The organism is Escherichia sp. MOD1-EC4550 (genome assembly GCF_963876935.1).
In the GTDB taxonomy this organism is placed as follows: Bacteria; Pseudomonadota; Gammaproteobacteria; order Enterobacterales; family Enterobacteriaceae; genus Escherichia; species Escherichia coli_F.
In genome coordinates this window covers 128,607-153,921 of sequence record NZ_CAWNSE010000023.1, presented here as the reverse complement: position 1 = coordinate 153,921, position 25,315 = coordinate 128,607, and the positions used below count along the sequence as shown (strand labels likewise).

Below are 25,315 nucleotides of genomic sequence, written 5' to 3'. Positions count from 1 at the left end.
TGCGATGACGCAAGAGTTGTAGCCGGATGTTGCGTACACGCCGCATCCGGCAATACAAATTTACTCAGCCAGAAAAAGCTCCAGCAGCGAATTTAAAAACAACTTCCCATGTTCCGTTATCTGCCAGTAATCCGCACATTCTGTGAGATAACCCTGAGCAATAGCCTCGTCTAACTGAGGGCGAATAACCTCTTCTGAAAGGCCAGTATACTGGCTAAACTCCACGCGCGGCGCGGCTTCCAGCAGACGGAAGCGATTCATAAAGAACTCAAACGGCTTATCTGCGGTTTCAACATCGCGCTGGCTTTCCAGATACCGCCCCTGCATAAAACCACGCGGATGACGCGTTTTGGTGGTACGCAGAATGCGCCCATCCGGGAAGGTGACTTTGCCGTGCGCGCCGCAGCCAATACCGATGTAGTCACCAAATCGCCAGTAGTTGAGATTGTGCTGGCACTGATAACCTGGTTTGGCGTAAGCGGATGTTTCATACTGCTGATAGCCCGCTGCGGTTAATAACTGATGCCCCTGTTCGAAAATATCCCACAGCGCGTCATCGTCCGGCAGTACAGGAGGGCGTGAGCCAAACAACGTATTAGGTTCGATGGTTAGCTGATACCAGGAAAGGTGCGGCGGATTCAGTTCAATGGCCTGGCGTAGATCGCCAAGCGCCTCTTCCAGTGATTGATCAGGCAACCCATGCATCAAATCGAGGTTAAAACTACGCAGCCCCAGCCCGCTTGCCAGATTTGCCGCCCGTTTCGCTTCTTGCGGGCCATGAATACGTCCAAGTCGTTTTAGCTTTTCTTCGCTAAAACTCTGCACACCAATAGAGATGCGGTTTACACCAGCACGCTGATAATCAACAAAGCGATCGGCTTCTACCGTGCCTGGGTTCGCTTCCATGGTGATTTCTGCATCCGCTGCCAGCGGCAAACGCGCACGCACGCCGTCCAGCAGCGTTTGCATCGCCGGGCCAGAAAGCAGGCTCGGCGTACCGCCGCCAATAAAGATTGTCTGCACTTCACGGCCCTGAGCGTAAGCCACATCCTTGTCCAGATCGTTAAGCAGGTGCTGAACATAATCGTCGTGCGGCACTTCTCCTTTCAACGCGTGAGAGTTGAAATCGCAGTACGGACATTTCTGCACGCACCACGGGATGTGAATGTAGAGACTCAGCGGCGGTAATTTAACCATTTCGTAAAGCGTCCAACAGCAGTTTCAATGCCTGACCACGGTGGGAAATGGCGCTCTTTTCTTCGCGGGTCAGTTCGGCAGCAGTTTTACCTTCGGAAGGCACGAAGAAGATTGGATCATAACCAAAGCCGCCAGTACCCACCGGTTCACGAGTAATCACGCCCGGCCAGCTACCGTGGCACACCAGCGGAGTCGGATCTTCCGCGTGGCGCAGATATACCAGCACGCAGTGGAAACGCGCTTGACGTTGGTTGTCCGGTACGTCTTTTAGAGTTTCCAGCAGTTTTTGCAGATTTTTTTGATCGGTCGCGTCTTCACCGGAATAACGTGCGGAGTAAATCCCAGGCGCACCGCCAAGCACATCTACCGCCAGACCAGAGTCGTCGGCAATTGCCGGTAAACCGGTTACTTTTGCCGCGTGGCGTGCTTTCAGAATCGCGTTTTCGATAAAGGTCAGGCCGGTTTCTTCAGCGGAATCTACGCCGAGGTCTGTTTGGGCCACGATATCAAGACCGAAGTCGCTAAGCAGCGACGCCAGCTCACGCACTTTACCGGCATTGCCGGTTGCGAGGACAACTTTTTGCATAGGATACCTAATTAATTAACGCCGCGATTTCTGGCGGGATTTGTTGCGGATTAATGATTTTAATTTGTTTGTGGCGGCCAAGTTCGCCTTTCTCAATTACCACCTGGCTTTTGGCTACCCGGAATTGCTTGCCGAGAAACTTCACCAGATGGCTGTTGGCCTGGCCGTCAACTGGCGGCGCGGTAATGGCGACTTTTACTTCGTCGCCATGTAAACCGACAATAGAATCACGGCTGGCTTTCGGCTGAATATAAAGCCGTAAAACCAGACCGTCATCGTTAACTGTTACGGCACTCATAACGCCATCCACAGCCCCGGTAGTAGCATATTTCCGGTCGCCTGCAGTACTTCTGCGACACCCATATTAATGACATACAGCAGCAGAACGAGGATCATCGGCGAGAAATCAATCCCACCCATTGCTGGCAGCAGGCGGCGAATCGGGCGCAGCAGTGGATCGGCAAGCTGAATCAGGACGTATTCAATCGGGCTACGACCCTGGCTTACCCAGCTCATAATCGCCATCACCAGCAGGACCCAGAAAATCAACAGGCCGATGGTTTTCAGCAAAATCAGTAAACCAGCAATCCAGATGATCGGCAGGAAAGTCACGACTTTAAACAGCACGATGGCTTTGATAAAACTGAGAATATAGGCAACCAGCAGCGAGGCGCTGTCAATCGGTCCCATTGCCGGAATAACGCGGCGCAGTGGTCCGATAATCGGCTGCGTCACCTTCACCACAAACTGTGAGAAGGGGTTGTAAAAATCACAATGAGCCCACTGCATCCAGATGCGTAATAACAGCACCATGGTATACAGCTCAATGACCGTTGAAAGCAGGAAAGTCAACGTATTCATGGCGTTCCTTTAATTCCTTATTTTTTAGAGTAATCACGCGCACCAAAAATTGCAGTGCCGATACGAACCATCGTGCTACCTGCCGCAATGGCGGCTTCCATATCGTCCGACATTCCCAGAGAGAGCGTGTCGATATGCGGGTAGCGCGTTTTCAGTCCGGCAAATGCTACAGCCATTTGGCGTGCAACTTCAAACTGCCTTACATATTCTGACTCAGGCGCAGGGATCGCCATCAGCCCGCGCAGACGTAAACGCGGTAGTTCAGCGACCGCAGCTGCCAGCTCGTCCAGTTCAGCCAGTTGAATCCCGGACTTACTGTTTTCATCACTAATATTAATTTGAATCAGTACGTTAAGAGGGGGAAGTTCTGCCGGGCGCTGGTCGTTCAGACGGGTAGCGATGCGCAAACGGTCGATGGTATGACACCAGTCGAAATGCTCTGCCACCAGGCGGCTTTTATTAGACTGCAACGGGCCAATAAAATGCCATTCTAATCCTGTGACGCCCAGTTCCTGAAAGTGGCGAATTTTATCTACCCCTTCCTGAACATAGTTTTCACCAAATTGACGCTGCCCGGCATCAATGGCTTCTGCGATGGCGCTCGCAGGTTTTGTTTTACTGACTGCAAGCAGCGTAATTTCTTCTGGAGAACGACCGCAACGCGTTGCAGCCGCTGAGATTTTGTCCCGGACCTGTGCCAGGTTATGCGCAATATCGTTCATTTTCCGAGGATCTTAGTATGAATATGGAAGAAATTGTGGCCCTTAGTGTAAAGCATAACGTCTCGGATCTACACCTGTGCAGCGCCTGGCCCGCACGATGGCGTATTCGCGGGAGAATGGAAGCTGCGCCGTTTGATGCGCCGGACGTGGAAGAGCTATTGCGGGAGTGGCTGGATGACGATCAGCGGGCAATATTGCTGGAGAATGGTCAGCTGGATTTTGCTGTGTCGCTGGCGGAAAACCAGAGATTGCGCGGCAGTGCGTTCGCACAACGGCAAGGCATTTCTCTGGCATTACGGCTGTTGCCTTCGCACTGCCCGCAGCTCGAACAGCTTGGCGCACCACCGGTATTGCCGGAATTACTCAAGAGCCAGAATGGCCTGATTCTGGTGACGGGGGCGACGGGGAGTGGCAAATCTACCACGCTGGCGGCGATGGTTGGCTATCTCAATCAACATGCCGATGCGCATATTCTGACGCTGGAAGATCCTGTGGAATATCTCTATGCCAGCCAGCGATGTTTGATCCAGCAGCGGGAGATTGGTTTGCACTGTATGACGTTCGCATCGGGGTTGCGGGCTGCATTGCGGGAAGATCCCGATGTGATATTGCTCGGAGAGCTGCGTGACAGCGAGACAATCCGTCTGGCGCTGACGGCGGCAGAAACCGGGCATCTGGTGCTGGCAACATTACATACGCGTGGTGCGGCGCAGGCAGTTGAGCGACTGGTGGATTCATTTCCGGCGCAGGAAAAAGATCCCGTGCGTAATCAACTGGCCGGGAGCTTGCGGGCAGTGTTGTCACAAAAGCTGGAAGTGGATAAACAGGAAGGAAGAGTAGCGCTGTTTGAATTGCTGATTAACACACCCGCGGTGGGGAATTTGATACGTGAAGGGAAAACCCACCAGTTACCGCATGTTATTCAAACTGGGCAACAAGTGGGGATGTTAACGTTTCAGCAGAGTTATCAGCAGCGGGTGAAAGAAGGGCGCTTGTGACGTTGCTGTGTCTGATACGAATTGTAAACATGCCCGATGCGCAAGCTTATCGGGCCTACAAGGGAAGCGTAACTTTGAATTCGCACTCACCGTAGGTTGAATAAGGCGTTTACGCCGCATCCAACATGAAACAACGAGCACATTGTCAGAAATCTGTGCGCTAGTAAATCGCCTTAATATCCCTGCTCGAAATAACTTTCGAGAATAATAACCGCAGAGGCAGAGTCGACTTTACCTTTGTTGAGCGCCCGATAGCCGCCTTGTTCAAACAGACCGGAACGTGCCTCCACGGTGCTAAGACGCTCGTCATGGAGCTTTACTTCAACACCGAAACGGCCATGAATACGATTGGCGAATTTACGCGCCCGGGCAGTCAACGGTTGCTCGGTACCGTCCATATTCAGCGGCAAACCGACGATGATTTCGTCCGGTTGCCACTCTTTCAGTAAACGTTCGATGAGATTCCAGTCCGGCGTACCGTCCTGCGCTTTAATTGCAGGCAGTGGGCGAGCGGTGCCGGTAATGCGTTGTCCGACCGCTACGCCAATGCTTTTAGTGCCGAAATCGAAGGCGAGTAAGGTTCCACTCATCAGGCATGCCCTGCCACACCAGGCATGGTGAGAATATCCACACCAATCAGTTTTGCCGCATCGCGCCAGCGGTCGGCAATCGGTGTTTTGAACAGAATATTCAGATCTGCCGGGGCCGTTAGCCACGCGTTATCGAGAATTTCTTGTTCCAGTTGACCTTTCTCCCAGGAGGCATAGCCCAGAGCCACCAATATGTCAGACGGTTGTTTATCGGTGCCGAGCGTTTCCAGCACATCGCGGGAAGTGGTCATCACCGTGTTGTCTGAAATGCGAATGCTGGAAGCAAAATTGGAGGGCGGAGTATGCAAAATAAACCCGCGATCTTCAGCCAGTGGGCCGCCGAGCATAACCGGTTTATCCAGACGGATTGATTCATCACGCGGCTCCGGCGTGATCTTCAGCTTTTCCAGAATCCCTTCAATTTTGAGATTTTCCAGTGGCTTGTTGACGATGATCCCCATTGCACCATTGGCATTATGTTCGCAAATGTAGACCACGGAACGACGGAAAATCGGATCCTGGAGAGCAGGCATGGCAATAAGAAAGTGATGCTGTAAATTCATTGTCAGAGGTTCTGTTTCCTGGTTCAAAAAAGCAACAGCGCCCAGTATGCGGGGAAAGTAGGGCGCTGTCACTCAGAGTCTCAACGAGATCCTTCTCGCTAAGGTGGGTTACTGCTGCTGTAAACGTGCTTCGATGGCATCCATTAACATACCGGTGATCGACACCGGAAACTCTGCTTCAATCTCACGAATACAGGTTGGGCTGGTGACGTTAATTTCAGTCAGACGGTCGCCGATGATATCCAGACCAACAAAAATCAGCCCTTTTTCTTTCAGCGTCGGTCCGATCTGACGGGCGATTTTCCAGTCACTTTCCGTCAGCGGACGAGGTTCCCCGCGACCACCGGCAGCCAGGTTACCACGGGTTTCGCCGCCTTGTGGAATACGTGCCAGGCAGTACGGCACCGGTTCGCCATCCACCACCAACACGCGTTTGTCGCCATCTTTAATGGCTGGCAGGTAATTTTGCGCCATGCAGTAGCGAGTGCCATGCTCAGTCAGGGTTTCGGCAATCACGCCGAGGTTTGGATCGCCTTCTTTCACGCGGAAAATCGACGCGCCGCCCATACCGTCAAGCGGCTTAAGAATGATGTCGCTGTGTTTCTCCCAGAACGCTTTCAGCTGTGCTTTATTGCGCGTAACCAGCGTTTCTGGCGTTAAGTCAGAGAACCAGGCGGTAAACAGTTTCTCGTTACAGTCGCGCAGGCTTTGCGGCTTGTTAACGATCAGCGTCCCTTTCTCTTCGGCACGTTCCAGAATATAGGTCGCGTAGATAAACTCGGTATCAAACGGCGGGTCTTTACGCATCAGGATCACATCGAGATCGGCCAGCGGCAGATCCTGTTCACCGACGAACGAAAACCACTCTTCGTAGTTCTGCTTCACGTTCAGCGTGCGGGTATGGGCGCGGGCTTCGCCATTGATCAGATACAGATCGCCCATCTCCATATAGTGAAGTTCGTAACCACGACGCTGTGCTTCCAGCAACATAGCGAAACTGGAATCTTTCTTGATGTTGATGTTTGCGATGGGGTCCATCACGATGCCGAGCTTGATCATTATTCTTCTCCGTTAGCCCAAATCGCCAAATCGTACTTGTAGCGCGGTAATGGCGGTGAGCGCAGTTGTCTCTGTACGCAAAACGCGAGGTCCCAACAGGATATCAGTAAATTGATAGCGGGCAGTCATGGCAATTTCCTCTGCCGATAAACCGCCTTCCGGGCCAATTAGCAGGCGGACGCGTTCAACCGGTAACGGCAACGTATTGATGCTGTTACTGGCGCGCGGGTGAAGATTCAGTTTCAGTCCTTCATCCTGCTCTGCACACCAGGCTTCCAGATCCATCGCTGGACGGATTTCCGGCACCCGGTTACGACCACACTGCTCACAGGCAGCAATTGCAATCTTCTGCCACTGCTGGAGCTTCTTGTTCAGACGTTCACTATCCAGTTTAACGCCGCAACGCTCAGAAAAAAGTGGCGTAATGAGGCTTACACCGAGTTCGATCGATTTCTGGATCGTAAATTCCATTTTTTCGCCACGCGACATCACCTGACCGAGGTGAATATGCAGCGGAGATTCACGATCGTCGAGTTGGCCTTCCAGCACTTTCACTTCCACGCTTTTTTTGCTGGCGCTGGTAATTTCGGCGTCAAAGACCTGGTTGCTGCCGTCAAATAATTGCAACGCCTGCCCCGGCCCCATACGCAGTACGCGCCCGATATGGTTGGCGGCATCTTCGCAAAGCGCGATGTGAGAATGGCTGGTCAGTGGTTCAGGATGATAAATGCGGGGGATACGCATAGTTAAAAATCCGCGTCGTCTCCCCACGCGGTTGTACGCGTGGGGTAGGGGTTAACAAAAAGAATCCCGCTAGTGTAGGTTAGCTCTTTCGCGCCTGGCAAGCGCGTTGCACATACGGGTTATGATTGCCCTGCACCTTCGCGATGCGTTCATCGCGCTCGCACTCCCAGTCGGTAACCGGATACATCTTGTCCCATGCGTTGAACAGCTGCGTTTGCTGGCGAGAGAGTGTCAGGTTGTATTGGTCACGCATATAGAAGTAGGTGCGCGCAATGGCACCGCGTGCACGTGCTGGTGGCTCGGCGGCTTTTTCTTTGAAATCGACCTTCATAGCGCATTGACCGTACTGGCCTTCGCCGCCATTCCACTGGCTGTACATAAAGTTGCCGCGATCGCCATTCACCTCGCCGACTGACGGTTGCAGGTTATGCATATCGCTTTCCATCTTGCGATAGACCGGATCTTTGGCACAGTTTTTACGTCCACCGTCCTGCCAGCACTGGCGCTGGTGACCGAACTGCCAGGCGGGAACAACGTGTTCCCACTCTACGCGGCTGGCGCGGTTTTCATTTTTGCGCACCTGATAGCCGCACGATTGCAGATCAACAACGCCTTTTTTGCCCTGCCAGTTAATTTTACATCCGCAATAAAACGTACCGGGCGCGTCAGCGTGGACTTTTACCGCTGCGGCTTTCGCCTGAGAAAAACTATTGATACCTTCGGCCAACGTCGGGCCGGAAAATGCTGCGCTCAGTACCACCGCAGCAATAGACAAATAACGGTACATCACTTACTCCGTGTTAAAACGAGCCAGCAACGTAGCGAAAGTTGTTTTGGTATGCAATCAGCCAGATCAGGAAAGTTCCTGATAGTTCAGGTGGTTATTTTGCAATCAGCTGTTCACCGCAATGAACACAGCGATAGACGGCCTCGCCACGAACTACGCGATTATGGCGGCGTACGGTAAGCTGATGTTCCTGGCACTTGCAGCGGTAGGGGAAGGTGTTGCGACGCACGGATTGCAGTTCAAACTGGTGCGTACGACGAGCGGGAACGCCAAGCACGTTTTCCATCATCCACTTCCACTCTTTGCCATGTGGCGCTACGCGGCCGAAATGTTTCCATACCAGCAAATGTGCCAGTTCGTGTGGCACCACTTCTTCAATAAAAGCTTCACTGTTTTCCAACAGCAAAACGGGATTGAGGCGAATTTCATAGCTTTCCAGCCAGGCTGTTCCGGCAGAGGTTCCGCGCTGGGTGTAAGAGAGTTTTGGCTCCGGGTAGTTACGCCCCAGCTTCAGGTTGGCCTGGGCGAGTTTTTCCCGCAGGCGACGCATAACGGCCTGTTGGATGGCGATAGGGAGACGGGATGTTTTCATAGCGGCAGAGGATAGAGCGAAGAAAAGATGACTGCAAGAGGTGGCTTCCTCCGCGACGGGAGGAAGCCAGAGGAGATTAATCGTGAGCGCCGATTTCACGCAGTTTACGACCTTTCATCAGATTACGTTCAATATGTTCCAGCGAAACGTGTTTGGTTTCCGGTACCAGCCACAGTGTCAGCAGAATAAACAGTACGTTCAGAGCCGCATACACCCAGAAGGTGTTGGCGTTACCCAGCGTGTTGAGCATGGTCAGGAACGTTGCGCCAACGATCATGTTGGCAATCCAGTTGGTGGCGGTGGAGCAGGTGATGCCAAAATCGCGGCCTTTCAGCGGCTGAATTTCGGAGCACAGTACCCAAATCAGCGGACCGGCACTCATGGCAAAGCCGACAATAAACATCAACAGCATGGCGATGGCGAAATACTGCGCTGACGGAGAGTGGATACCGATATGCATCATTGTACCGAGTATGCCCATGCCAGCAGCCATCACCAGGAAGCCCAGCGTTAGCGTTGGTTTACGTCCCCAGCGGTCAACAAGGCCGATTGCGATAAAGGTGGCGAGTACGTTGGTGAGACCGACGATCACTGTCCCCCACATTTGCTCGGTGGTGTTGGTATAACCCGCCAGTTCGAAGATTTTCGGCGCGTAATACATGATGACGTTCATCCCGGTGAATTGCTGCATTACCTGCAACAGTACGCCAAGGAACACCGCGCGGCGGAAGTTGCTGTTCTCTTTAAACAGCGCCCAGCCACTCTGTTTAACCTGCAAACTTTCACGGATTTCATCCAGTTCGCGTTTCGCTTCCGCGCTGGTGTCGCGCAGGCGCAGCAGCACGCGCTCGGCATCAACAAAACGGCGTTTGGCGGCAAACCAACGTGGGCTGTCTGGCAGGAAGAAAACACCAATCAGCAGCAAAATTGCCGGGATGATAATCACACCCAGCATCCAGCGCCATGCACCAGTGTAGCTAAAGGCGGTATCAGAAAGATAAGCACCGAGGATCCCGATAGTGATCATCAACTGATACATCGAGATCATACTGCCGCGAATTTTTTCCGGCGCAATTTCAGAGAGATACAGCGGTGCGGTATAAGAGGCCACACCCACCGCCAGCCCCAGCAGAACGCGGGAAAGAATCAGTACTTCAACGTTTGGCGCAGCCGCAGAGAACAGTGAACCGGCAACAAACAGAATTGCGCCGATCATCAGGCTCTTTTTGCGCCCGAGTTTAAAGGAGAGCCAGCCGCTACCCACCGCACCGACTGCCGCACCGAACATCATGGAGCTTACGACCCATTCTTGTGTGTGCGAAGTAATCTGGAATTCATCAGCAATAAACGGCAGTGCGCCAGCAATTACACCGATATCCAGGCCAAAGAGTAATCCCGCCAGAGCGGCAAGGAAGCAGACGAAAAACGTCATTGCCTTGTTTGACCGCCCCTGTTTTTTAGCGTCAGGCATGATGCCCTCCAATATGGTTATTTTTTATTGTGAATTAAGATAGGTGAGTACGACGTAAAAAGATGTGAAGCAAATCACATCAGTGTAATCGCTTACACTAACATTTATCTTAGTTATGATTTAAGTGCATGAAAATAATTGAGTTATATCATCATAGATTAAACGCTGTTATCTGCAATTAAGACTTTACTGAAAAGAAATGTAACAACTGTGAAAGCAGAATAATAATATGAAAGTATTACAAATATTTGGCTGGTGTGGTTGGTGTAATCGGTTTCAGTCGTGGTGATGATTTGAGGGTAAAACGTGTTCAGAAAGAATGATGTTATTGTGCAGGCGGTTTTTTTTGCCGGATGCGGCGTGAACGCCTTATCCACTTACATGTGACAGCGGTTGTAGGCCTGATAAGCGTAGCGCATCAGGCATTTCTCTGGAAAAGAAAAAGGCCAGCACGAAGCTGACCTTGAAGACGAAGGCGTCGGAGGATTATTTCAGTCCAGCAGCATCGCGCAGCAGCTGCGCTTTGTCGGTTTTTTCCCACGGGAAATGTTCGCGACCAAAGTGACCGTATGCTGCGGTTTCTTTGTAGATCGGGTGCAGCAGATCCAGCATCTGAATCAGACCGTATGGACGCAGGTCAAAGAACTCACGTACCAGCAGAGTCAGTTGTTCAGAAGGCACTTTCTCGGTACCGAAAGTTTCCACCATGATGGAGGTCGGTTCAGCCACGCCGATTGCGTAGGAAACCTGAATTTCACAACGATCGGCCAGGCCAGCCGCAACGATGTTTTTCGCGACATAACGTGCTGCGTAGGCTGCGGAACGGTCCACTTTTGATGGATCTTTACCAGAGAATGCACCGCCACCGTGACGCGCCATGCCGCCGTAGGTATCAACGATGATTTTACGACCAGTCAGACCGCAGTCACCCATCGGGCCACCGATAACGAAACGACCGGTCGGGTTGATGAAGAATTTGGTGGCAGAAGTCAGCCATTCAGCGGGCAGAATCGGCTTGATGATCTCTTCCATTACCGCTTCTTGCAGCGATTTCTGGTCGATCTCTTCAGAGTGCTGAGTGGAAAGCACGACAGCATCGATGCCAACGATTTTGCCGTCGTCATACTGGAAAGTCACCTGGCTTTTCGCGTCCGGGCGCAGCCACGGCAGAGTGCCGTTTTTACGTACTTCAGCCTGACGCTGAACCAGACGGTGTGCATAGGTGATAGGTGCTGGCATCAGCACGTCGGTTTCATTGGTTGCGTAGCCAAACATCAGGCCCTGGTCGCCCGCGCCCTGTTCCAGCGGATCGGCACGGTCGACGCCCTGGTTGATATCAGGGGACTGTTTACCGATAGCGCTCAGGACAGCACAGGAGTTAGCGTCAAAGCCCATGTCGGAATGTACATAGCCAATTTCGCGAACGGTGTTACGGGTGATCTCTTCGATGTCTACCCAGGCGCTGGTGGTGATTTCACCGCCAACTAAAACCATGCCGGTTTTTACGTAGGTTTCGCAAGCAACACGTGCTTTCGGATCCTGTTCGAGGATCGCGTCTAAAACGGCATCAGAGATTTGGTCAGCAATTTTGTCAGGATGCCCTTCAGAGACGGACTCGGACGTAAAAAGGTGTTTTGCCATATTTAATATCACCTAAAGAGAATTTGGTTAGCTCAAACTGTTGTGTGGATTTTCTGTGGTAGCGGATCCTACCACGACTCTGCAGGTTAAAAACACTGGCAGTCTGAGTGTTAATCGGTATGGATGGATTAACATCTGGACGGCTATTTTAGGTCAGTTCTTCACCCAATTTCCACTTTTTTTTGAATCGTGTCTCATTCTGTTAAAAACGTGGCTGGAAATTTTTCCTGACAATGCTGGCATTCTGCGTATTTATCTTTTGCAATTTTCTGCCATTGTGGGGTATAAAACGCGGCGCGCGGCTTAAATAAAAAGCACACGACGTTTCTTTCGTGTTGCCACTTCCAGCCGGGTTGAAATCAGAGTTTTGGCTTGTGGGTTCGTCTTAACAGGCGGCCGTGGAGGTGATACGAAATAATGAACCGTTGTCTGCTGCTTAACCTGTCTCACCGTTCTGGTGAAGATTCGTTCCCCGCACTCTGCATCTCTGCTTTGCATACCTGCCGATGTTATACCCATCTCGGCGCTTCTCAGGATTCAAGAGCTGGTTACAGTTACTGAGGACTGAACAAGGGCGCTCTTGTAAAAACAAGAGTTTTCTCGTGGTTTCGCCGAACTGTCACACTTACGTTCGGTTATGTGTTTAATAATGTTATGAAAAAGAAACCGGTTGCGCAGTCGGAGCGTCAGCATACTTTGCTGGAAAATCCGTGTGCTTATGGGTTGTTATCGCAGTCCCAGGCTGCGATAGTCGTTAACTGTTTTACACTTAATAAAATAATTTGAGGTTCGCTATGTCTGACGACATGTCTATGAGTTTGCCTTCGTCAGCGGGCGAACACGGTGTACTACGCTCCATGCAGGAGGTTGCAATGAGCTCCCAGGAAGCCAGCAAGATGCTGCGTACTTACAATATTGCCTGGTGGGGCAATAACTATTATGACGTTAACGAGCTGGGCCACATTAGCGTGTGCCCGGACCCGGACGTCCCGGAAGCTCGCGTCGATCTCGCGCAGTTAGTGAAAACTCGTGAAGCACAGGGTCAGCGTCTGCCTGCACTGTTCTGTTTCCCACAGATCCTGCAGCACCGTTTGCGTTCCATTAACGCCGCGTTCAAACGTGCGCGGGAATCCTACGGCTATAACGGCGATTACTTCCTCGTTTATCCGATCAAAGTTAACCAACACCGCCGCGTGATTGAATCCCTGATTCATTCGGGCGAACCGCTGGGCCTGGAAGCCGGTTCCAAAGCTGAGTTGATGGCGGTACTGGCGCATGCTGGCATGACCCGTAGCGTCATCGTCTGCAATGGTTATAAAGACCGCGAATATATCCGCCTGGCATTAATTGGCGAGAAGATGGGCCATAAGGTCTATCTGGTCATTGAGAAGATGTCAGAAATCGCCATTGTGCTGGATGAAGCAGAACGTCTGAATGTCGTTCCTCGTCTGGGCGTGCGCGCGCGTCTGGCGTCTCAAGGTTCTGGCAAATGGCAGTCTTCTGGCGGGGAAAAATCGAAGTTCGGCCTGGCGGCGACTCAGGTACTGCAACTGGTTGAAACCCTGCGTGAAGCCGGACGTCTCGACAGCCTGCAACTGCTGCACTTCCACCTCGGTTCGCAGATGGCGAATATTCGCGATATCGCCACGGGCGTTCGTGAATCCGCGCGTTTCTATGTGGAACTGCACAAGCTGGGCGTCAATATTCAGTGCTTTGATGTCGGCGGCGGTCTGGGTGTGGACTATGAAGGTACTCGTTCGCAGTCCGACTGTTCAGTGAATTACGGCCTCAATGAATACGCCAACAATATCATCTGGGCGATTGGCGATGCGTGTGAAGAAAATGGTCTGCCGCATCCGACAGTAATCACCGAATCGGGTCGTGCGGTGACTGCGCATCACACCGTGCTGGTGTCGAATATCATCGGCGTGGAACGTAACGAATACACGGTGCCGACCGCGCCAGCAGAAGACGCGCCGCGCGCGCTGCAAAGCATGTGGGAAACCTGGCAGGAGATGCACGAACCGGGAACTCGCCGTTCTCTGCGTGAGTGGTTACATGACAGCCAGATGGACTTGCACGATATTCATATCGGCTATTCTTCGGGCACCTACAACCTGCAAGAACGCGCGTGGGCTGAGCAGCTTTATCTGAGCATGTGTCATGAAGTGCAAAAGCAGCTGGATCCGCAAAACCGCGCACATCGCCCGATTATCGACGAATTGCAGGAACGTATGGCGGACAAAATGTACGTCAACTTCTCGCTGTTCCAGTCGATGCCGGACGCATGGGGGATCGACCAGTTGTTCCCGGTTCTGCCGCTGGAAGGGCTGAATCAAGTTCCGGAGCGCCGCGCCGTGCTGCTGGATATTACCTGTGACTCTGACGGTGCCATCGACCACTATATTGATGGTGATGGTATTGCCACAACAATGCCTATGCCGGAGTACGATCCAGAGAATCCGCCGATGCTCGGTTTCTTTATGGTCGGCGCATATCAGGAGATCCTCGGCAACATGCACAACCTGTTTGGTGATACCGAAGCGGTTGATGTGTTCGTCTTCCCTGATGGTAGCGTAGAAGTGGAACTGTCTGACGAAGGCGATACCGTGGCGGACATGCTGCAATATGTACAGCTCGATCCGAAAACGCTGTTAACCCAGTTCCGTGATCAAGTGAAGAAAACCGATCTTGATGCTGAACTGCAACAACAGTTCCTGGAAGAGTTCGAGGCAGGTCTGTACGGTTATACTTATCTTGAAGATGAGTAATTAAGATTATTCCGCTATCGGGTCGATTTATTTATGTAAATCGACCCGCTTTCTTTTTATATATTCTTAAAAATAATTTAGCTGCTTTCCTTATTAAATAATCTCCCTACAATCGCTGCATTAATTAAATGCAGAGGGAACGGTTATGAAAAAATGGAAAGTACGTAGCGCGTTGGTGGCATTAGTCGTGCTGCTGGCCGGTTGTTCCAGTAATGCGCAGTATAATAGCAGTGCATCGGGCAATGTCGGCACCGCCTGGGGTGGGGATGTGCACTCAACGGTTCAGGGCGTATCTGCTGAACGAGCCTGGCGCGATCCGGCAGAGATGATCGTTATTAGTTATTCGACTAATGTTCCTTCCGGCTACGACCGCGTTTATAGCATCCGTATTAACGAACTTGAATATGCTATTCGCGATGGTAATTTTAATTCTCTACCTATTACGCGGATTTATAATTCATCAGGTAAAGAACTACGCTATATAGTCCATGCCAGAGTAGGAATGAATTACCAATTATATGTCCGCAATTACAGTCGTAACACCAACTACGAGATCGTTGCGACAGTTGATGGCCTGGATGTTCTCAATGGTAAACAAGGTTCCCTGAATAACAACGGCTATATTGTGAATGCCGGGGATTCGTTGGCGATTAAAGGATTCCGCAAAGATAAACATACCGAAGCGGCTTTTCAGTTCGCCAACGTTGCGGATTCCTACGCAGCCAATTCGGCGCAAGGCGATGTGCGTAATACCGGTGTAATCGGCTTTGCCGCCTTTGAATTACAAGGCCCGGCGCAAAATGCGCTGCCACCGTGCTCTGGACAAGCGTTTCCGGCGGACAACAATGGCTATGCGCCGCCACCGTGTCGGAAATAGTAACCTCGCTTGATGCCTCGCCCATTTAAGGCGATAATTAGCACAAAATTGTGTTTCGCAAATCCAACCCTTCCTCGTCGGGCCTAACGACGCGGAAGGGTTTTTTTTATATCGACTTTGTAATAGGAGTCCATCCATGAGCACCTTAGGTCATCAATACGATAACTCACTGGTTTCTAACGCCTTTGGTTTTTTACGCCTGCCGATGAACTTCCAGCCGTACGACAGCGACGCCGACTGGGTAATTACCGGCGTGCCGTTCGATATGGCCACTTCTGGTCGTGCGGGTGGACGCCACGGTCCGGCGGCGATCCGTCAGGTTTCGACGAATCTGGCCTGGGAACACAACCGCTTCCCGTGGAATTTCGACATGCGCGAGCGTCTGAACGTGGTGGACTGTGGCGATCTGGTGTATGCCTTCGGCGATGCTCGTGAGATGAGCGAGAAGCTGCAGGCGCATGCTGAAAAGCTGCTGGCTGCCGGTAAGCGTATGCTCTCCTTCGGTGGTGACCACTTTGTTACCCTGCCGCTGCTGCGTGCTCATGCGAAGCATTTCGGCAAAATGGCGCTGGTACACTTTGACGCCCACACCGATACCTATGCGAACGGTTGTGAATTTGACCACGGCACCATGTTCTATACCGCGCCGAAAGAAGGTCTGATCGACCCGAATCACTCCGTACAGATTGGTATTCGTACCGAGTTTGATAAAGACAACGGCTTTACCGTACTGGACGCCTGCCAGGTGAACGATCGCAGCGTGGATGACGTTATCGCCCAGGTGAAACAGATTGTAGGTGATATGCCCGTTTACCTGACCTTTGATATTGACTGCCTGGATCCTGCTTTTGCACCAGGCACCGGTACCCCGGTAATTGGCGGCCTGACCTCCGATCGCGCCATTAAACTGGTACGCGGCCTGAAAGATCTCAACATTGTTGGGATGGACGTAGTGGAAGTGGCTCCGGCATACGATCAGTCGGAAATCACCGCTCTGGCAGCAGCGACGCTGGCGCTGGAGATGCTGTATATTCAGGCGGCGAAAAAGGGCGAGTAAGCGCCAGATGCGATGTCGCCCGTAGGCCGGATAAGATGCGTCAGCATCGCATCCGGCATTGCGGACAGGGTAACAAATGTGTCATTCATGTCAGATGCGGCGTGAACGCCTTATCTGACCTACGTTCGGCACCACCAGGCTTTACTTAACCCCATCCGCGCTCATACGATCGCGAATATGCTGGGCGCGTTCGGCGGATGCCGGATGGTCGTCAAACATTGAGCTTTGGCGGCCTTCTTCCAGTTTCGCCAGTTTTTCAAAGCTGGTGGCAAGACCAGCCGGGCTGATGCCGCGTTGGCGCAGAAGATCGTAAGAATAATCATCGGCTTCTGCTTCCTGGCGCTGGGAGAATTGCGAATTGACTAATTTCTCGCCCAGATCACCAAGTTGCGATTGCGATAAACTGCCGACAATCCCGCCCGCAGAGGCTGCCGCGACTCTCACGGCGTTGGTACCTAATGCAACTTGCATCCCTTTCTTCACATGGCCTAACGCGACGTGCCCCATTTCGTGACCGATCACCGCTTCGACTTCGTTATCCGTCATCATATCCATCAGCCCGCTATAGACGCGGATACAGCCGTTTGCCATCGCAAAAGCATTCACATCCTTCGCCATATACACTTTGTAATTCACCGGCTGACCGTTGATATTGTTGCCTAGCGCATTGGCAATAGTTGTCAGACGTTTAGCGTATTCGCTATTGGCTGGCGCAATCGTCGCCTTGCTGTCCATCTCCTGACATGCCTGATCGCTCAGGGCTTTCACCTGCGCATCACTCAAACTGTAAGCCTGAAAAGCTTCCGCTCCTGATGAGAGCAGTCCGTTGGAGTCCATATTCTGGCAACCGGTCAGTACCGTTGCCACGCTCATTGCTACCAATAAGGCGCGAATTTTCATGTTTTCTCTTCCGCACAAGGTCAGGATTATTCTAAAAATGCGCCGTTTGCAGGTGAATCGACGCTCAGTCTCAGTATAAGGAAAAGCGCAGCGGACGGGCGAGCAGATTGCGCAACATGCGAGCATGATCCAGAGATTTCTGAAGCGGCAAAAGGATGTTCCATGTACATGACGCGCGGCTTGCGGTAAATTGTTGGCAAATTTTCCGGCGTAGCCCAAAACGCGCTGTCGTCAAGTCGTTAAGGGCGTGCCCTTCATCATCCGATCTGGAGTCAAAATGTCCTCACGTAAAGAGCTTGCCAATGCTATTCGTGCGCTGAGCATGGACGCAGTACAGAAAGCCAAATCCGGTCACCCGGGTGCCCCTATGGGTATGGCTGACATTGCCGAAGTCCTGTGGCGTGATTTCCTGAAACACAACCCGCAGAATCCGTCCTGGGCTGACCGTGACCGCTTCGTGCTGTCCAACGGCCACGGCTCCATGCTGATCTACAGCCTGCTGCACCTCACCGGTTACGATCTGCCGATGGAAGAACTGAAAAACTTCCGTCAACTGCATTCCAAAACTCCGGGCCACCCGGAAGTGGGTTACACCGCTGGTGTGGAAACCACTACAGGTCCGCTGGGTCAGGGTATTGCCAATGCAGTCGGTATGGCGATTGCAGAAAAAACGCTGGCGGCGCAGTTTAACCGTCCGGGCCACGACATCGTCGACCACTACACCTACGCCTTCATGGGCGACGGCTGCATGATGGAAGGCATCTCCCATGAAGTTTGCTCTCTGGCGGGTACGCTGAAGCTGGGTAAACTGATTGCGTTCTACGATGACAACGGTATCTCTATCGATGGTCACGTTGAAGGCTGGTTCACCGACGACACCGCAATGCGTTTCGAAGCTTACGGCTGGCACGTTATTCGCGGCATTGACGGTCATGACGCGGCATCCATCAAACGCGCTGTAGAAGAAGCGCGCGCTGTGACTGACAAACCGTCTCTGCTGATGTGCAAAACCATCATTGGTTTCGGTTCTCCGAATAAAGCCGGTACTCACGACTCCCACGGTGCGCCGCTGGGCGACGCTGAAATTGCCCTGACCCGCGAACAGCTGGGCTGGAAATATGCACCGTTCGAAATCCCGTCTGAAATCTATGCTCAGTGGGATGCGAAAGAAGCAGGCCAGGCGAAAGAATCCGCATGGAACGAGAAATTCGCTGCTTACGCCAAAGCTTATCCGCAGGAAGCCGCTGAATTTACCCGCCGTATGAAAGGCGAAATGCCGTCTGACTTCGATGCCAAAGCGAAAGAATTCATCGCTAAACTGCAGGCTAATCCGGCGAAAATCGCCAGCCGTAAAGCGTCTCAGAATGCGATTGAAGCGTTCGGCCCGCTGTTGCCGGAATTCCTCGGCGGCTCTGCTGACCTGGCACCGTCTAACCTGACCCTGTGGTCTGGTTCTAAAGCAATCAACGAAGATGCTGCGGGTAACTACATCCACTACGGTGTTCGCGAGTTCGGTATGACCGCGATTGCTAACGGTATCTCCCTGCACGGTGGCTTCCTGCCGTACACCTCCACCTTCCTGATGTTCGTGGAATACGCACGTAACGCCGTACGTATGGCTGCGCTGATGAAACAGCGTCAGGTGATGGTTTACACCCACGACTCCATCGGTCTGGGCGAAGATGGCCCGACTCACCAGCCGGTAGAGCAGGTCGCTTCTCTGCGCGTGACCCCGAACATGTCTACATGGCGTCCGTGTGACCAGGTTGAATCTGCAGTAGCGTGGAAATACGGTGTTGAGCGTCAGGACGGCCCGACTGCGCTTATCCTCTCCCGTCAGAACCTGGCGCAGCAGGAACGTACTGAAGAGCAGCTGGCAAACATCGCGCGCGGTGGTTATGTGCTGAAAGACTGTGCCGGTCAGCCGGAACTGATCTTCATCGCTACCGGTTCTGAAGTTGAACTGGCGGTTGCTGCCTACGAAAAACTGACTGCTGAAGGCGTGAAAGCGCGCGTGGTTTCCATGCCGTCTACCGACGCATTCGACAAGCAGGATGCGGCTTACCGTGAGTCTGTACTGCCGAAAGCGGTTACTGCACGCGTTGCGGTGGAAGCTGGCATTGCTGACTACTGGTACAAGTATGTTGGCCTGAACGGTGCTATCGTCGGCATGACCACCTTCGGTGAATCTGCTCCGGCAGAGCTGCTGTTTGAAGAGTTCGGCTTCACCGTTGACAACGTTGTTGCGAAAGCAAAAGAACTGCTGTAATCGGTAAGATGCTTTGTGAGAAGGGCCGCGAAAGCGGCCCTTCAGATTATTGGCAAAGTGCGCGTTGTTCATGTCGGATGCGGCGTGAACGCCTTATCCGACCTACAAGATCGTGCAAATTCAATATATTGCAGGAAGTATGTAGGCCTGATAAGCGTAGCGCATCAGGCAGTTTTGCTTTTGCCATCAGTCTCAAGGGCCGCGAAAGCGGCCCTTTTTTTACTTAGTAGAGATAAACGGAACTGTACTGCCGGGGATCATGGTATCGGGTAGCTTACCGTCCCAACGCTCAGCAGTGGTGAGGGCAACAAGTCCGGGATTATCCCGCAGAGCTTCACCGCGCAGGCGGATCGCTTCTGCTTCAGCCGCACTTTTTAAACGAATAGTTTCAGCCTCTGCCGCGCCTCTTACGCGAATAGTCTCAGCTTCTGCTTTGGCTGCCGCCAGTTTACTGTCTGCTTCTGCCTGGGCCTGAGTTACCGCTATTTGCGCCTGGATTTTCTCTGTTTCCAGATTTTGCTTACGTGTGGCAATGGCGACTTCTGCTTTCATTCGATCTTCAATCGATTTTTCATAAGCGTCAGAAAAATCAATATTTTCAATCTGGACACCATCAATCACCACCGGGCCAACAACGGCTTTACGCATTGCATTTTGCAGATCCTGAACCAGTTTTGTACGATCCTGTACCGCGCTGATGGCGGTATATTGGCCGAAAACGTTCTCCAGTTGAGTTGGCAACTGACGGACAATCAGACGATCTTTTAATGCTTCAATGGTGTTGTAGGTGGTATAAACCGCGCCTGCTTCTGAAGGTTTAATGTGGAAGCTGACTGATACTGTCATTTGTGCCGGTTGCTGGTCGCGGCTGTAGGCCTGTAATCCCTGATAAACCACAGCCTGATTACGCGTGGAAATTTTCTCTACGCTTTCCATAAAAGGGATCTTAAAACCCAGACCCGGCTCGGCAACTTTTACGATTTTTCCGTAGCGCAGCAAAATGCCGCGTTCACCTTCATTAACGGTGTAATACGAGAGAAATGGCAGCACAACCACGGTAAGCACGCCAATGGCGATAGCAATAGATTTTTGTGGGCGAAATGAGGTTATTGAAACAGGTGCTTTCATGAGAATCTTCCTTGAGTAAAGCGTGGGAATATGTCACATGAGGTGAGGAGAAAACAGCCAACAGGTGAGAATTCAGAATCTATAAAGGGGGAGAGCGAAAAACATCGGCTAAAAAAAGTATGTTTTCGAACATTCAATAGATAAATAGAGATATGCATCACAAATACATAGGCAGATAAAACATTGGTTTTGTGATAAACATAACAAACACAAACTTGACTTTATAAGTATAAATTTCATGTTGTTGTTATTTAACATTTTATTATTTTGGTTCATGTTTTTTTTCTTCTCGCGTGCCCAATTGCTTTCATTAAATCGCACGAGTATTTTATTTTTACCGCCGGACGGTACCCTAAAAATAAAATAAGGATAATTTATGCGGCTTATTGATTATTCTCCAGAATCATCAATCTCAGTTATACATTCAGCAAAAGATTGGCAGGAAGCTATCAATTTCTCGATGGCATCATTGCTGGATAAAAACTATATCAGCGAGAATTACATTCAGGCTATTAAAGATTCCACCATTAACAATGGCCCTTATTATATTCTCGCACCAGGCGTGGCAATGCCTCATGCGCGACCGGAATGTGGGGCGCTTAAAACCGGGATGTCTTTGACGTTACTTAAACAAGGCGTTTATTTTCCGGGGAATGACGAACCGATTAAATTACTTATCGGTCTTTCTGCTGCCGATGCCGATTCGCACATTGGCGCTATTCAGGCGTTAAGTGAATTGCTGTGCGAAGAAGAAATACTTGAACAACTCTTAACTGCAACATCAGAAAAACAATTAGCGGACATTATCAGCCGCGAATAATGACTCTCTCCTCTACAGGATAATATTATGGAAAACAAGTCTGCTCGTGCAAAGGTCCAGGCTTTTGGGGGCTTTTTGACGGCAATGGTCATCCCCAATATTGGTGCTTTTATTGCCTGGGGTTTTATTACTGCATTATTTATTCCTACTGGTTGGTTGCCTAACGAACATTTCGCCAAAATTGTCGGCCCGATGATTACCTATTTATTGCCCGTAATGATTGGTTCTACCGGTGGCCATTTAGTCGGCGGTAAACGCGGCGCAGTCATGGGCGGAATAGGGACAATTGGTGTAATCGTCGGCGCAGAAATCCCGATGTTCCTTGGTTCAATGATCATGGGACCGTTAGGTGGGCTGGTCATAAAATATGTCGATAAGGCACTGGAAAAACGCATACCTGCTGGTTTTGAGATGGTTATCAATAACTTCTCATTAGGTATCACCGGGATGCTCCTTTGTCTGCTGGGTTTTGAAGTTATCGGCCCGGCGGTGTTAATTGCCAATACTTTCGTCAAAGAGTGTATTGAGGCGCTGGTACATGCGGGCTATCTGCCTTTGCTGTCAGTCATCAATGAACCGGCGAAAGTGCTTTTCCTCAATAATGCGATAGATCAGGGCGTCTATTACCCGTTGGGGATGCAACAGGCTTCAGTTAACGGTAAATCCATCTTCTTTATGGTGGCGTCCAACCCTGGGCCTGGCTTAGGTCTGCTGCTGGCGTTTACTTTGTTTGGTAAAGGGATGAGTAAACGTTCTGCGCCCGGGGCGATGATTATTCACTTCCTCGGTGGGATCCACGAACTGTATTTCCCGTATGTGCTGATGAAGCCGCTGGCCATCATTGCCATGATTGCCGGCGGTATGTCTGGCACCTGGATGTTTAACTTACTGGACGGTGGTCTGGTGGCTGGTCCAAGTCCGGGGTCTATCTTTGCTTACCTTGCACTGACGCCGAAAGGCTCGTTCCTGGCGACAATTGCCGGTGTTACGGTAGGTACCCTGGTGTCCTTTGCTATCACTTCCGTAATACTGAAGATGGAAAAAACGGTGGAAACGGAGAGCGAGGATGAGTTTGTGCAGTCCGCCAATGCGGTTAAGGCGATGAAACAAGAAGGTGCATTCTCGTTAAGCCGGGTTAAGCGTATCGCCTTTGTTTGCGATGCGGGAATGGGCTCCAGCGCGATGGGCGCAACCACCTTCCGTAAGCGCCTGGAAAAAGCGGGGCTGGCAATAGAAGTAAAACATTACGCGATAGAAAACGTGCCTGCAGATGTGGATATCGTCGTTACTCACGCTAGTCTGGAAGGGCGCGTGAAACGTGTGACGGATAAACCGCTGATATTGATTAATAACTATATTGGCGATCCCAAACTCGACACTTTATTTAATCAATTAACCGCTGAACATAAAAACTGATTGCCGAGGTAAAAATGAAAACCAAAGTTGCTGCTATTTATGGCAAGCGGGATGTCCGTCTGCGCGAATTTGAACTGCCCGAAATTACCGATAATGAACTGCTGGTGAGTGTAATTTCTGACAGTGTGTGTTTATCGACCTGGAAAGCGGCGTTACTCGGTAGCGAACATAAACGGGTGCCCGACGATTTAGAAAATCATCCGGTCATTACCGGGCATGAATGTGCCGGGATTATTGTTGAAGTGGGGAAAAATCTTACCGACAAATATAAAAAAGGCCAACGTTTTGTATTGCAACCGGCGATGGGGCTACCAAGCGGGTATTCTGCGGGATACAGCTACGAATATTTTGGCGGTAACGCCACCTATATGATTATTCCAGAGGTAGCCATTAATTTGGGCTGCGTATTACCGTATCACGGATCTTATTTTGCTGCGGCGTCGCTGGCAGAGCCTATGTGCTGCATTATTGGCGCTTATCATGCCAATTATCACACCACGCAATATGTTTATGAGCATCGCATGGGCGTCAAACCTGGCGGCAATATTGCGCTGCTGGCGTGTGCGGGCCCGATGGGGATAGGCGCTATCGATTACGCTATTAACGGCGGCATACAACCTTCGCGGGTAGTGGTGGTCGATATCGACGAAAAACGCCTGGCACAGGTGCAGAAGCTGCTGCCGGTGGAGCTGGCGGCCAGCAAAGGCATTGAGCTGATATATGTGAATACCAAAGGAATGGCCGATCCGGTACAGAAGCTGCGGGCGCTGACAGCAGATGCCGGATTCGATGACATTTTTGTTTATGCGGCGGTGCCTGCTGTCGTTGAGATGGCTGACGAATTACTGGCGGAAGATGGCTGCCTGAACTTCTTTGCCGGGCCGACGGATAAAAACTTCAAAGTGCCGTTTAATTTCTACAACGTCCATTACAACAGCACGCACGTCGTCGGTACATCGGGTGGTTCAACGGACGATATGAAAGAGGCGATTGCCCTTAGCGCCACGGGGCAGTTGCAACCGTCGTTTATGGTGACCCATATCGGTGGCCTGGATGCAGTGCCAGATACCGTTCTCAATTTACCGGATATCCCCGGTGGTAAAAAACTCATTTACAACGGCGTTACCATGCCGCTCACCGCCATTGCCGATTTTGCCGAAAAAGGCAAAACAGATCCGCTGTTTAAAGAGCTTGCGCGGCTGGTTGAGGAAACGCACGGCATCTGGAATGAACAGGCCGAGAAATATCTGCTGGCGCAATTTGGCGTTGATATCGGGGAGGCCGCGCAATGATGTCCCTGGCGTGGCCATTATTTCGCGTTACGGAGCAGGCAGCGTTGGCTGCCTGGCCGCAAACCGGATGTGGCAACAAAAATAAAATTGATGGCCTGGCGGTCACCGCGATGCGCCAGGCATTAAACGATGTCGCTTTTCGTGGGCGAGTGGTCATCGGCGAGGGAGAAATTGACCATGCGCCGATGCTGTGGATTGGCGAAGAGGTGGGCAAAGGCGATGGGCCAGAAGTCGATATCGCGGTCGATCCGATTGAAGGCACCCGGATGGTGGCAATGGGGCAGAGTAATGCGTTGGCGGTAATGGCCTTCGCACCACGAGGTAGCCTTCTACACGCGCCCGATATGTATATGAAAAAGCTGGCCGTTAATCGGCTTGCGGCGGGCGCGATTGATCTGGCGTTACCCCTGGCGGACAACTTGCGCAATGTGGCGAAAGCGTTAGGCAAACCGCTGGACCAGCTACGTATGGTTACGCTGGATAAACCGCGCCTGAGAGCCGCAATTGAGGAAGCGACACAACTGGGCGTGAAGGTTTTTGCCCTGCCGGATGGCGATGTCGCCGCCAGCGTGCTGACCTGCTGGCAGGATAATCCTTACGATGTGATGTACACCATCGGCGGCGCGCCGGAAGGAGTTATTTCTGCCTGTGCTGTTAAAGCATTGGGCGGGGATATGCAGGCCGAGCTGATTGATTTTTGCCAGGCCAAAGGGGATTACACGGAAGATCGGCAGATTGCAGAACAGGAACGCCAGCGTTGCAAGGCAATGGGCGTTGACGTTAACCGTGTGTACTCGCTCGATGAGCTGGTGAAGGGGAACGATATCCTCTTTAGTGCTACGGGCGTGACGGGCGGCGAGTTGGTGAATGGTATCCAACAGACGGCGAATGGGGTGCGGACGCAGACATTACTGATCGGCGGCGCGGACCAAACGTGTAATATAATAGACTCCCTGCATTGATGGTGATCTATC

At 51.6% G+C, this 25,315-nt stretch carries 27 protein-coding genes; 12 read left to right on the top strand and 15 right to left on the bottom strand.

All coding sequences use genetic code 11. From position 1 onward, the window contains the following. Positions 1–60: 60 nt before the first annotated feature. From hemW to yggS, 5 genes are read right to left on the bottom strand one after another with little or no spacing between them, the layout of a single operon-like run. Positions 61–1,197: a radical SAM family heme chaperone HemW gene (hemW, locus tag AACU19_RS16870; RefSeq protein WP_105278314.1), complete on the bottom strand. Its 1,137-nt coding sequence runs from the start codon at positions 1,195–1,197 to the stop codon at positions 61–63. Continuing rightward, positions 1,190–1,783: an XTP/dITP diphosphatase gene (locus tag AACU19_RS16865; RefSeq protein WP_001174753.1), complete on the bottom strand. Its 594-nt coding sequence runs from the start codon at positions 1,781–1,783 to the stop codon at positions 1,190–1,192. Before AACU19_RS16865 ends, hemW begins: the two co-directional genes overlap by 8 nt. 7 nt (positions 1,784–1,790) lie before the next feature. Further along, on the bottom strand, positions 1,791–2,081 hold the full coding sequence (gene yggU / locus AACU19_RS16860) for a DUF167 family protein YggU (protein WP_001277222.1): 291 nt from the start codon (positions 2,079–2,081) through the stop codon (positions 1,791–1,793). Next, complete coding sequence (gene yggT, locus AACU19_RS16855; protein ID WP_001094831.1) at positions 2,078–2,644, bottom strand: osmotic shock tolerance protein YggT; 567 nt, start codon at positions 2,642–2,644, stop codon at positions 2,078–2,080. The genes yggU and yggT overlap by 4 nt, the downstream gene beginning before the upstream one ends. Before the next feature lie 17 nt (positions 2,645–2,661). Continuing rightward, complete coding sequence (yggS, locus tag AACU19_RS16850) at positions 2,662–3,366, bottom strand: pyridoxal phosphate homeostasis protein (RefSeq protein WP_000997795.1); 705 nt, start codon at positions 3,364–3,366, stop codon at positions 2,662–2,664. Between the two features lie 17 nt (positions 3,367–3,383). Between yggS and AACU19_RS16845 the strand changes: the two genes are divergently transcribed. After that, positions 3,384–4,364, top strand: coding sequence for a PilT/PilU family type 4a pilus ATPase (locus AACU19_RS16845; protein WP_105278313.1), 981 nt, complete (start codon positions 3,384–3,386; stop codon positions 4,362–4,364). A gap of 173 nt (positions 4,365–4,537) precedes the next feature. On the opposite strand, the gene ruvX is transcribed toward AACU19_RS16845, so the two are convergent. The 8 genes from ruvX to metK all read right to left on the bottom strand — a co-directional run bounded on the left by ruvX (position 4,538) and on the right by metK (position 11,811). Beyond that, complete coding sequence (ruvX, locus tag AACU19_RS16840; RefSeq protein ID WP_000017111.1) at positions 4,538–4,954, bottom strand: Holliday junction resolvase RuvX; 417 nt, start codon at positions 4,952–4,954, stop codon at positions 4,538–4,540. After that, entirely contained in the window at positions 4,954–5,517 is a 564-nt protein-coding gene (locus AACU19_RS16835) for a YqgE/AlgH family protein (RefSeq protein WP_032185091.1), read from the bottom strand. Before AACU19_RS16835 ends, ruvX begins: the two co-directional genes overlap by 1 nt. A gap of 108 nt (positions 5,518–5,625) precedes the next feature. Next, positions 5,626–6,576 carry a glutathione synthase gene (gshB, locus tag AACU19_RS16830; RefSeq protein ID WP_000593273.1) on the bottom strand — a complete coding sequence of 317 codons (951 nt, stop codon included), beginning with the start codon at positions 6,574–6,576 and terminating at the stop codon, positions 5,626–5,628. A gap of 12 nt (positions 6,577–6,588) precedes the next feature. Beyond that, the gene (gene rsmE, locus AACU19_RS16825) at positions 6,589–7,320 is read right to left on the bottom strand and encodes a 16S rRNA (uracil(1498)-N(3))-methyltransferase (RefSeq protein ID WP_105278312.1); all 732 of its coding nucleotides are present in this window, start codon (positions 7,318–7,320) and stop codon (positions 6,589–6,591) included. A 79-nt stretch (positions 7,321–7,399) separates the two neighbouring features. Continuing rightward, a complete protein-coding gene (endA, locus tag AACU19_RS16820; RefSeq protein ID WP_105271640.1) occupies positions 7,400–8,107 on the bottom strand; it encodes a deoxyribonuclease I in 708 nt (235 codons plus the stop codon). 94 nt (positions 8,108–8,201) lie between these two features. Continuing rightward, on the bottom strand, positions 8,202–8,699 hold the full coding sequence (locus AACU19_RS16815) for a SprT family zinc-dependent metalloprotease (protein WP_001316615.1): 498 nt from the start codon (positions 8,697–8,699) through the stop codon (positions 8,202–8,204). A gap of 76 nt (positions 8,700–8,775) precedes the next feature. After that, the gene (galP, locus tag AACU19_RS16810) at positions 8,776–10,170 is read right to left on the bottom strand and encodes a galactose/proton symporter (RefSeq protein ID WP_001352953.1); all 1,395 of its coding nucleotides are present in this window, start codon (positions 10,168–10,170) and stop codon (positions 8,776–8,778) included. A 486-nt stretch (positions 10,171–10,656) separates the two neighbouring features. Further along, positions 10,657–11,811 carry a methionine adenosyltransferase gene (gene metK / locus AACU19_RS16805; protein WP_001062128.1) on the bottom strand — a complete coding sequence of 385 codons (1,155 nt, stop codon included), beginning with the start codon at positions 11,809–11,811 and terminating at the stop codon, positions 10,657–10,659. 55 nt (positions 11,812–11,866) lie between these two features. Between metK and yqgD the strand changes: the two genes are divergently transcribed. The 6 genes from yqgD to speB all read left to right on the top strand — a co-directional run bounded on the left by yqgD (position 11,867) and on the right by speB (position 16,516). After that, positions 11,867–12,118, top strand: a complete 252-nt coding sequence (yqgD, locus tag AACU19_RS16800) for a protein YqgD (protein WP_105278311.1) — start codon at positions 11,867–11,869, stop codon at positions 12,116–12,118. A gap of 110 nt (positions 12,119–12,228) precedes the next feature. Further along, positions 12,229–12,372, top strand: coding sequence for a protein YqgG (gene yqgG, locus AACU19_RS16795; protein ID WP_001297404.1), 144 nt, complete (start codon positions 12,229–12,231; stop codon positions 12,370–12,372). A gap of 93 nt (positions 12,373–12,465) precedes the next feature. Further along, positions 12,466–12,597, top strand: coding sequence for an acid stress response protein YqgB (gene yqgB, locus AACU19_RS16790; protein ID WP_001360961.1), 132 nt, complete (start codon positions 12,466–12,468; stop codon positions 12,595–12,597). A gap of 8 nt (positions 12,598–12,605) precedes the next feature. Next, on the top strand, positions 12,606–14,582 hold the full coding sequence (speA, locus tag AACU19_RS16785; protein WP_046076881.1) for a biosynthetic arginine decarboxylase: 1,977 nt from the start codon (positions 12,606–12,608) through the stop codon (positions 14,580–14,582). Between the two features lie 145 nt (positions 14,583–14,727). Then, the gene (locus AACU19_RS16780; RefSeq protein WP_088541725.1) at positions 14,728–15,459 is read left to right on the top strand and encodes a hypothetical protein; all 732 of its coding nucleotides are present in this window, start codon (positions 14,728–14,730) and stop codon (positions 15,457–15,459) included. A 136-nt stretch (positions 15,460–15,595) separates the two neighbouring features. After that, positions 15,596–16,516: an agmatinase gene (gene speB, locus AACU19_RS16775; protein ID WP_000105566.1), complete on the top strand. Its 921-nt coding sequence runs from the start codon at positions 15,596–15,598 to the stop codon at positions 16,514–16,516. Between the two features lie 141 nt (positions 16,517–16,657). On the opposite strand, the gene loiP is transcribed toward speB, so the two are convergent. After that, a complete protein-coding gene (gene loiP / locus AACU19_RS16770; RefSeq protein ID WP_001299420.1) occupies positions 16,658–17,416 on the bottom strand; it encodes a metalloprotease LoiP in 759 nt (252 codons plus the stop codon). A gap of 277 nt (positions 17,417–17,693) precedes the next feature. Between loiP and tkt the strand changes: the two genes are divergently transcribed. Further along, positions 17,694–19,685, top strand: coding sequence for a transketolase (gene tkt, locus AACU19_RS16765; RefSeq protein WP_000098632.1), 1,992 nt, complete (start codon positions 17,694–17,696; stop codon positions 19,683–19,685). A gap of 219 nt (positions 19,686–19,904) precedes the next feature. On the opposite strand, the gene AACU19_RS16760 is transcribed toward tkt, so the two are convergent. After that, positions 19,905–20,813 (bottom strand): prohibitin family protein, encoded by a 909-nt coding sequence (locus AACU19_RS16760; protein WP_000646925.1) that lies wholly within the window; start codon positions 20,811–20,813, stop codon positions 19,905–19,907. A 376-nt stretch (positions 20,814–21,189) separates the two neighbouring features. Between AACU19_RS16760 and cmtB the strand changes: the two genes are divergently transcribed. From cmtB to glpX, 4 genes are read left to right on the top strand one after another with little or no spacing between them, the layout of a single operon-like run. After that, the gene (gene cmtB, locus AACU19_RS16755) at positions 21,190–21,633 is read left to right on the top strand and encodes a PTS mannitol transporter subunit IIA (protein WP_105278310.1); all 444 of its coding nucleotides are present in this window, start codon (positions 21,190–21,192) and stop codon (positions 21,631–21,633) included. Between the two features lie 27 nt (positions 21,634–21,660). Continuing rightward, complete coding sequence (gene cmtA, locus AACU19_RS16750) at positions 21,661–23,049, top strand: PTS mannitol transporter subunit IICB (RefSeq protein WP_105278309.1); 1,389 nt, start codon at positions 21,661–21,663, stop codon at positions 23,047–23,049. 14 nt (positions 23,050–23,063) lie between these two features. Further along, positions 23,064–24,341, top strand: coding sequence for a zinc-binding dehydrogenase (locus tag AACU19_RS16745; RefSeq protein WP_105278308.1), 1,278 nt, complete (start codon positions 23,064–23,066; stop codon positions 24,339–24,341). Then, positions 24,338–25,303: a class II fructose-bisphosphatase gene (gene glpX, locus AACU19_RS16740; protein WP_105278307.1), complete on the top strand. Its 966-nt coding sequence runs from the start codon at positions 24,338–24,340 to the stop codon at positions 25,301–25,303. Before AACU19_RS16745 ends, glpX begins: the two co-directional genes overlap by 4 nt. Positions 25,304–25,315 lie beyond the last annotated feature (12 nt).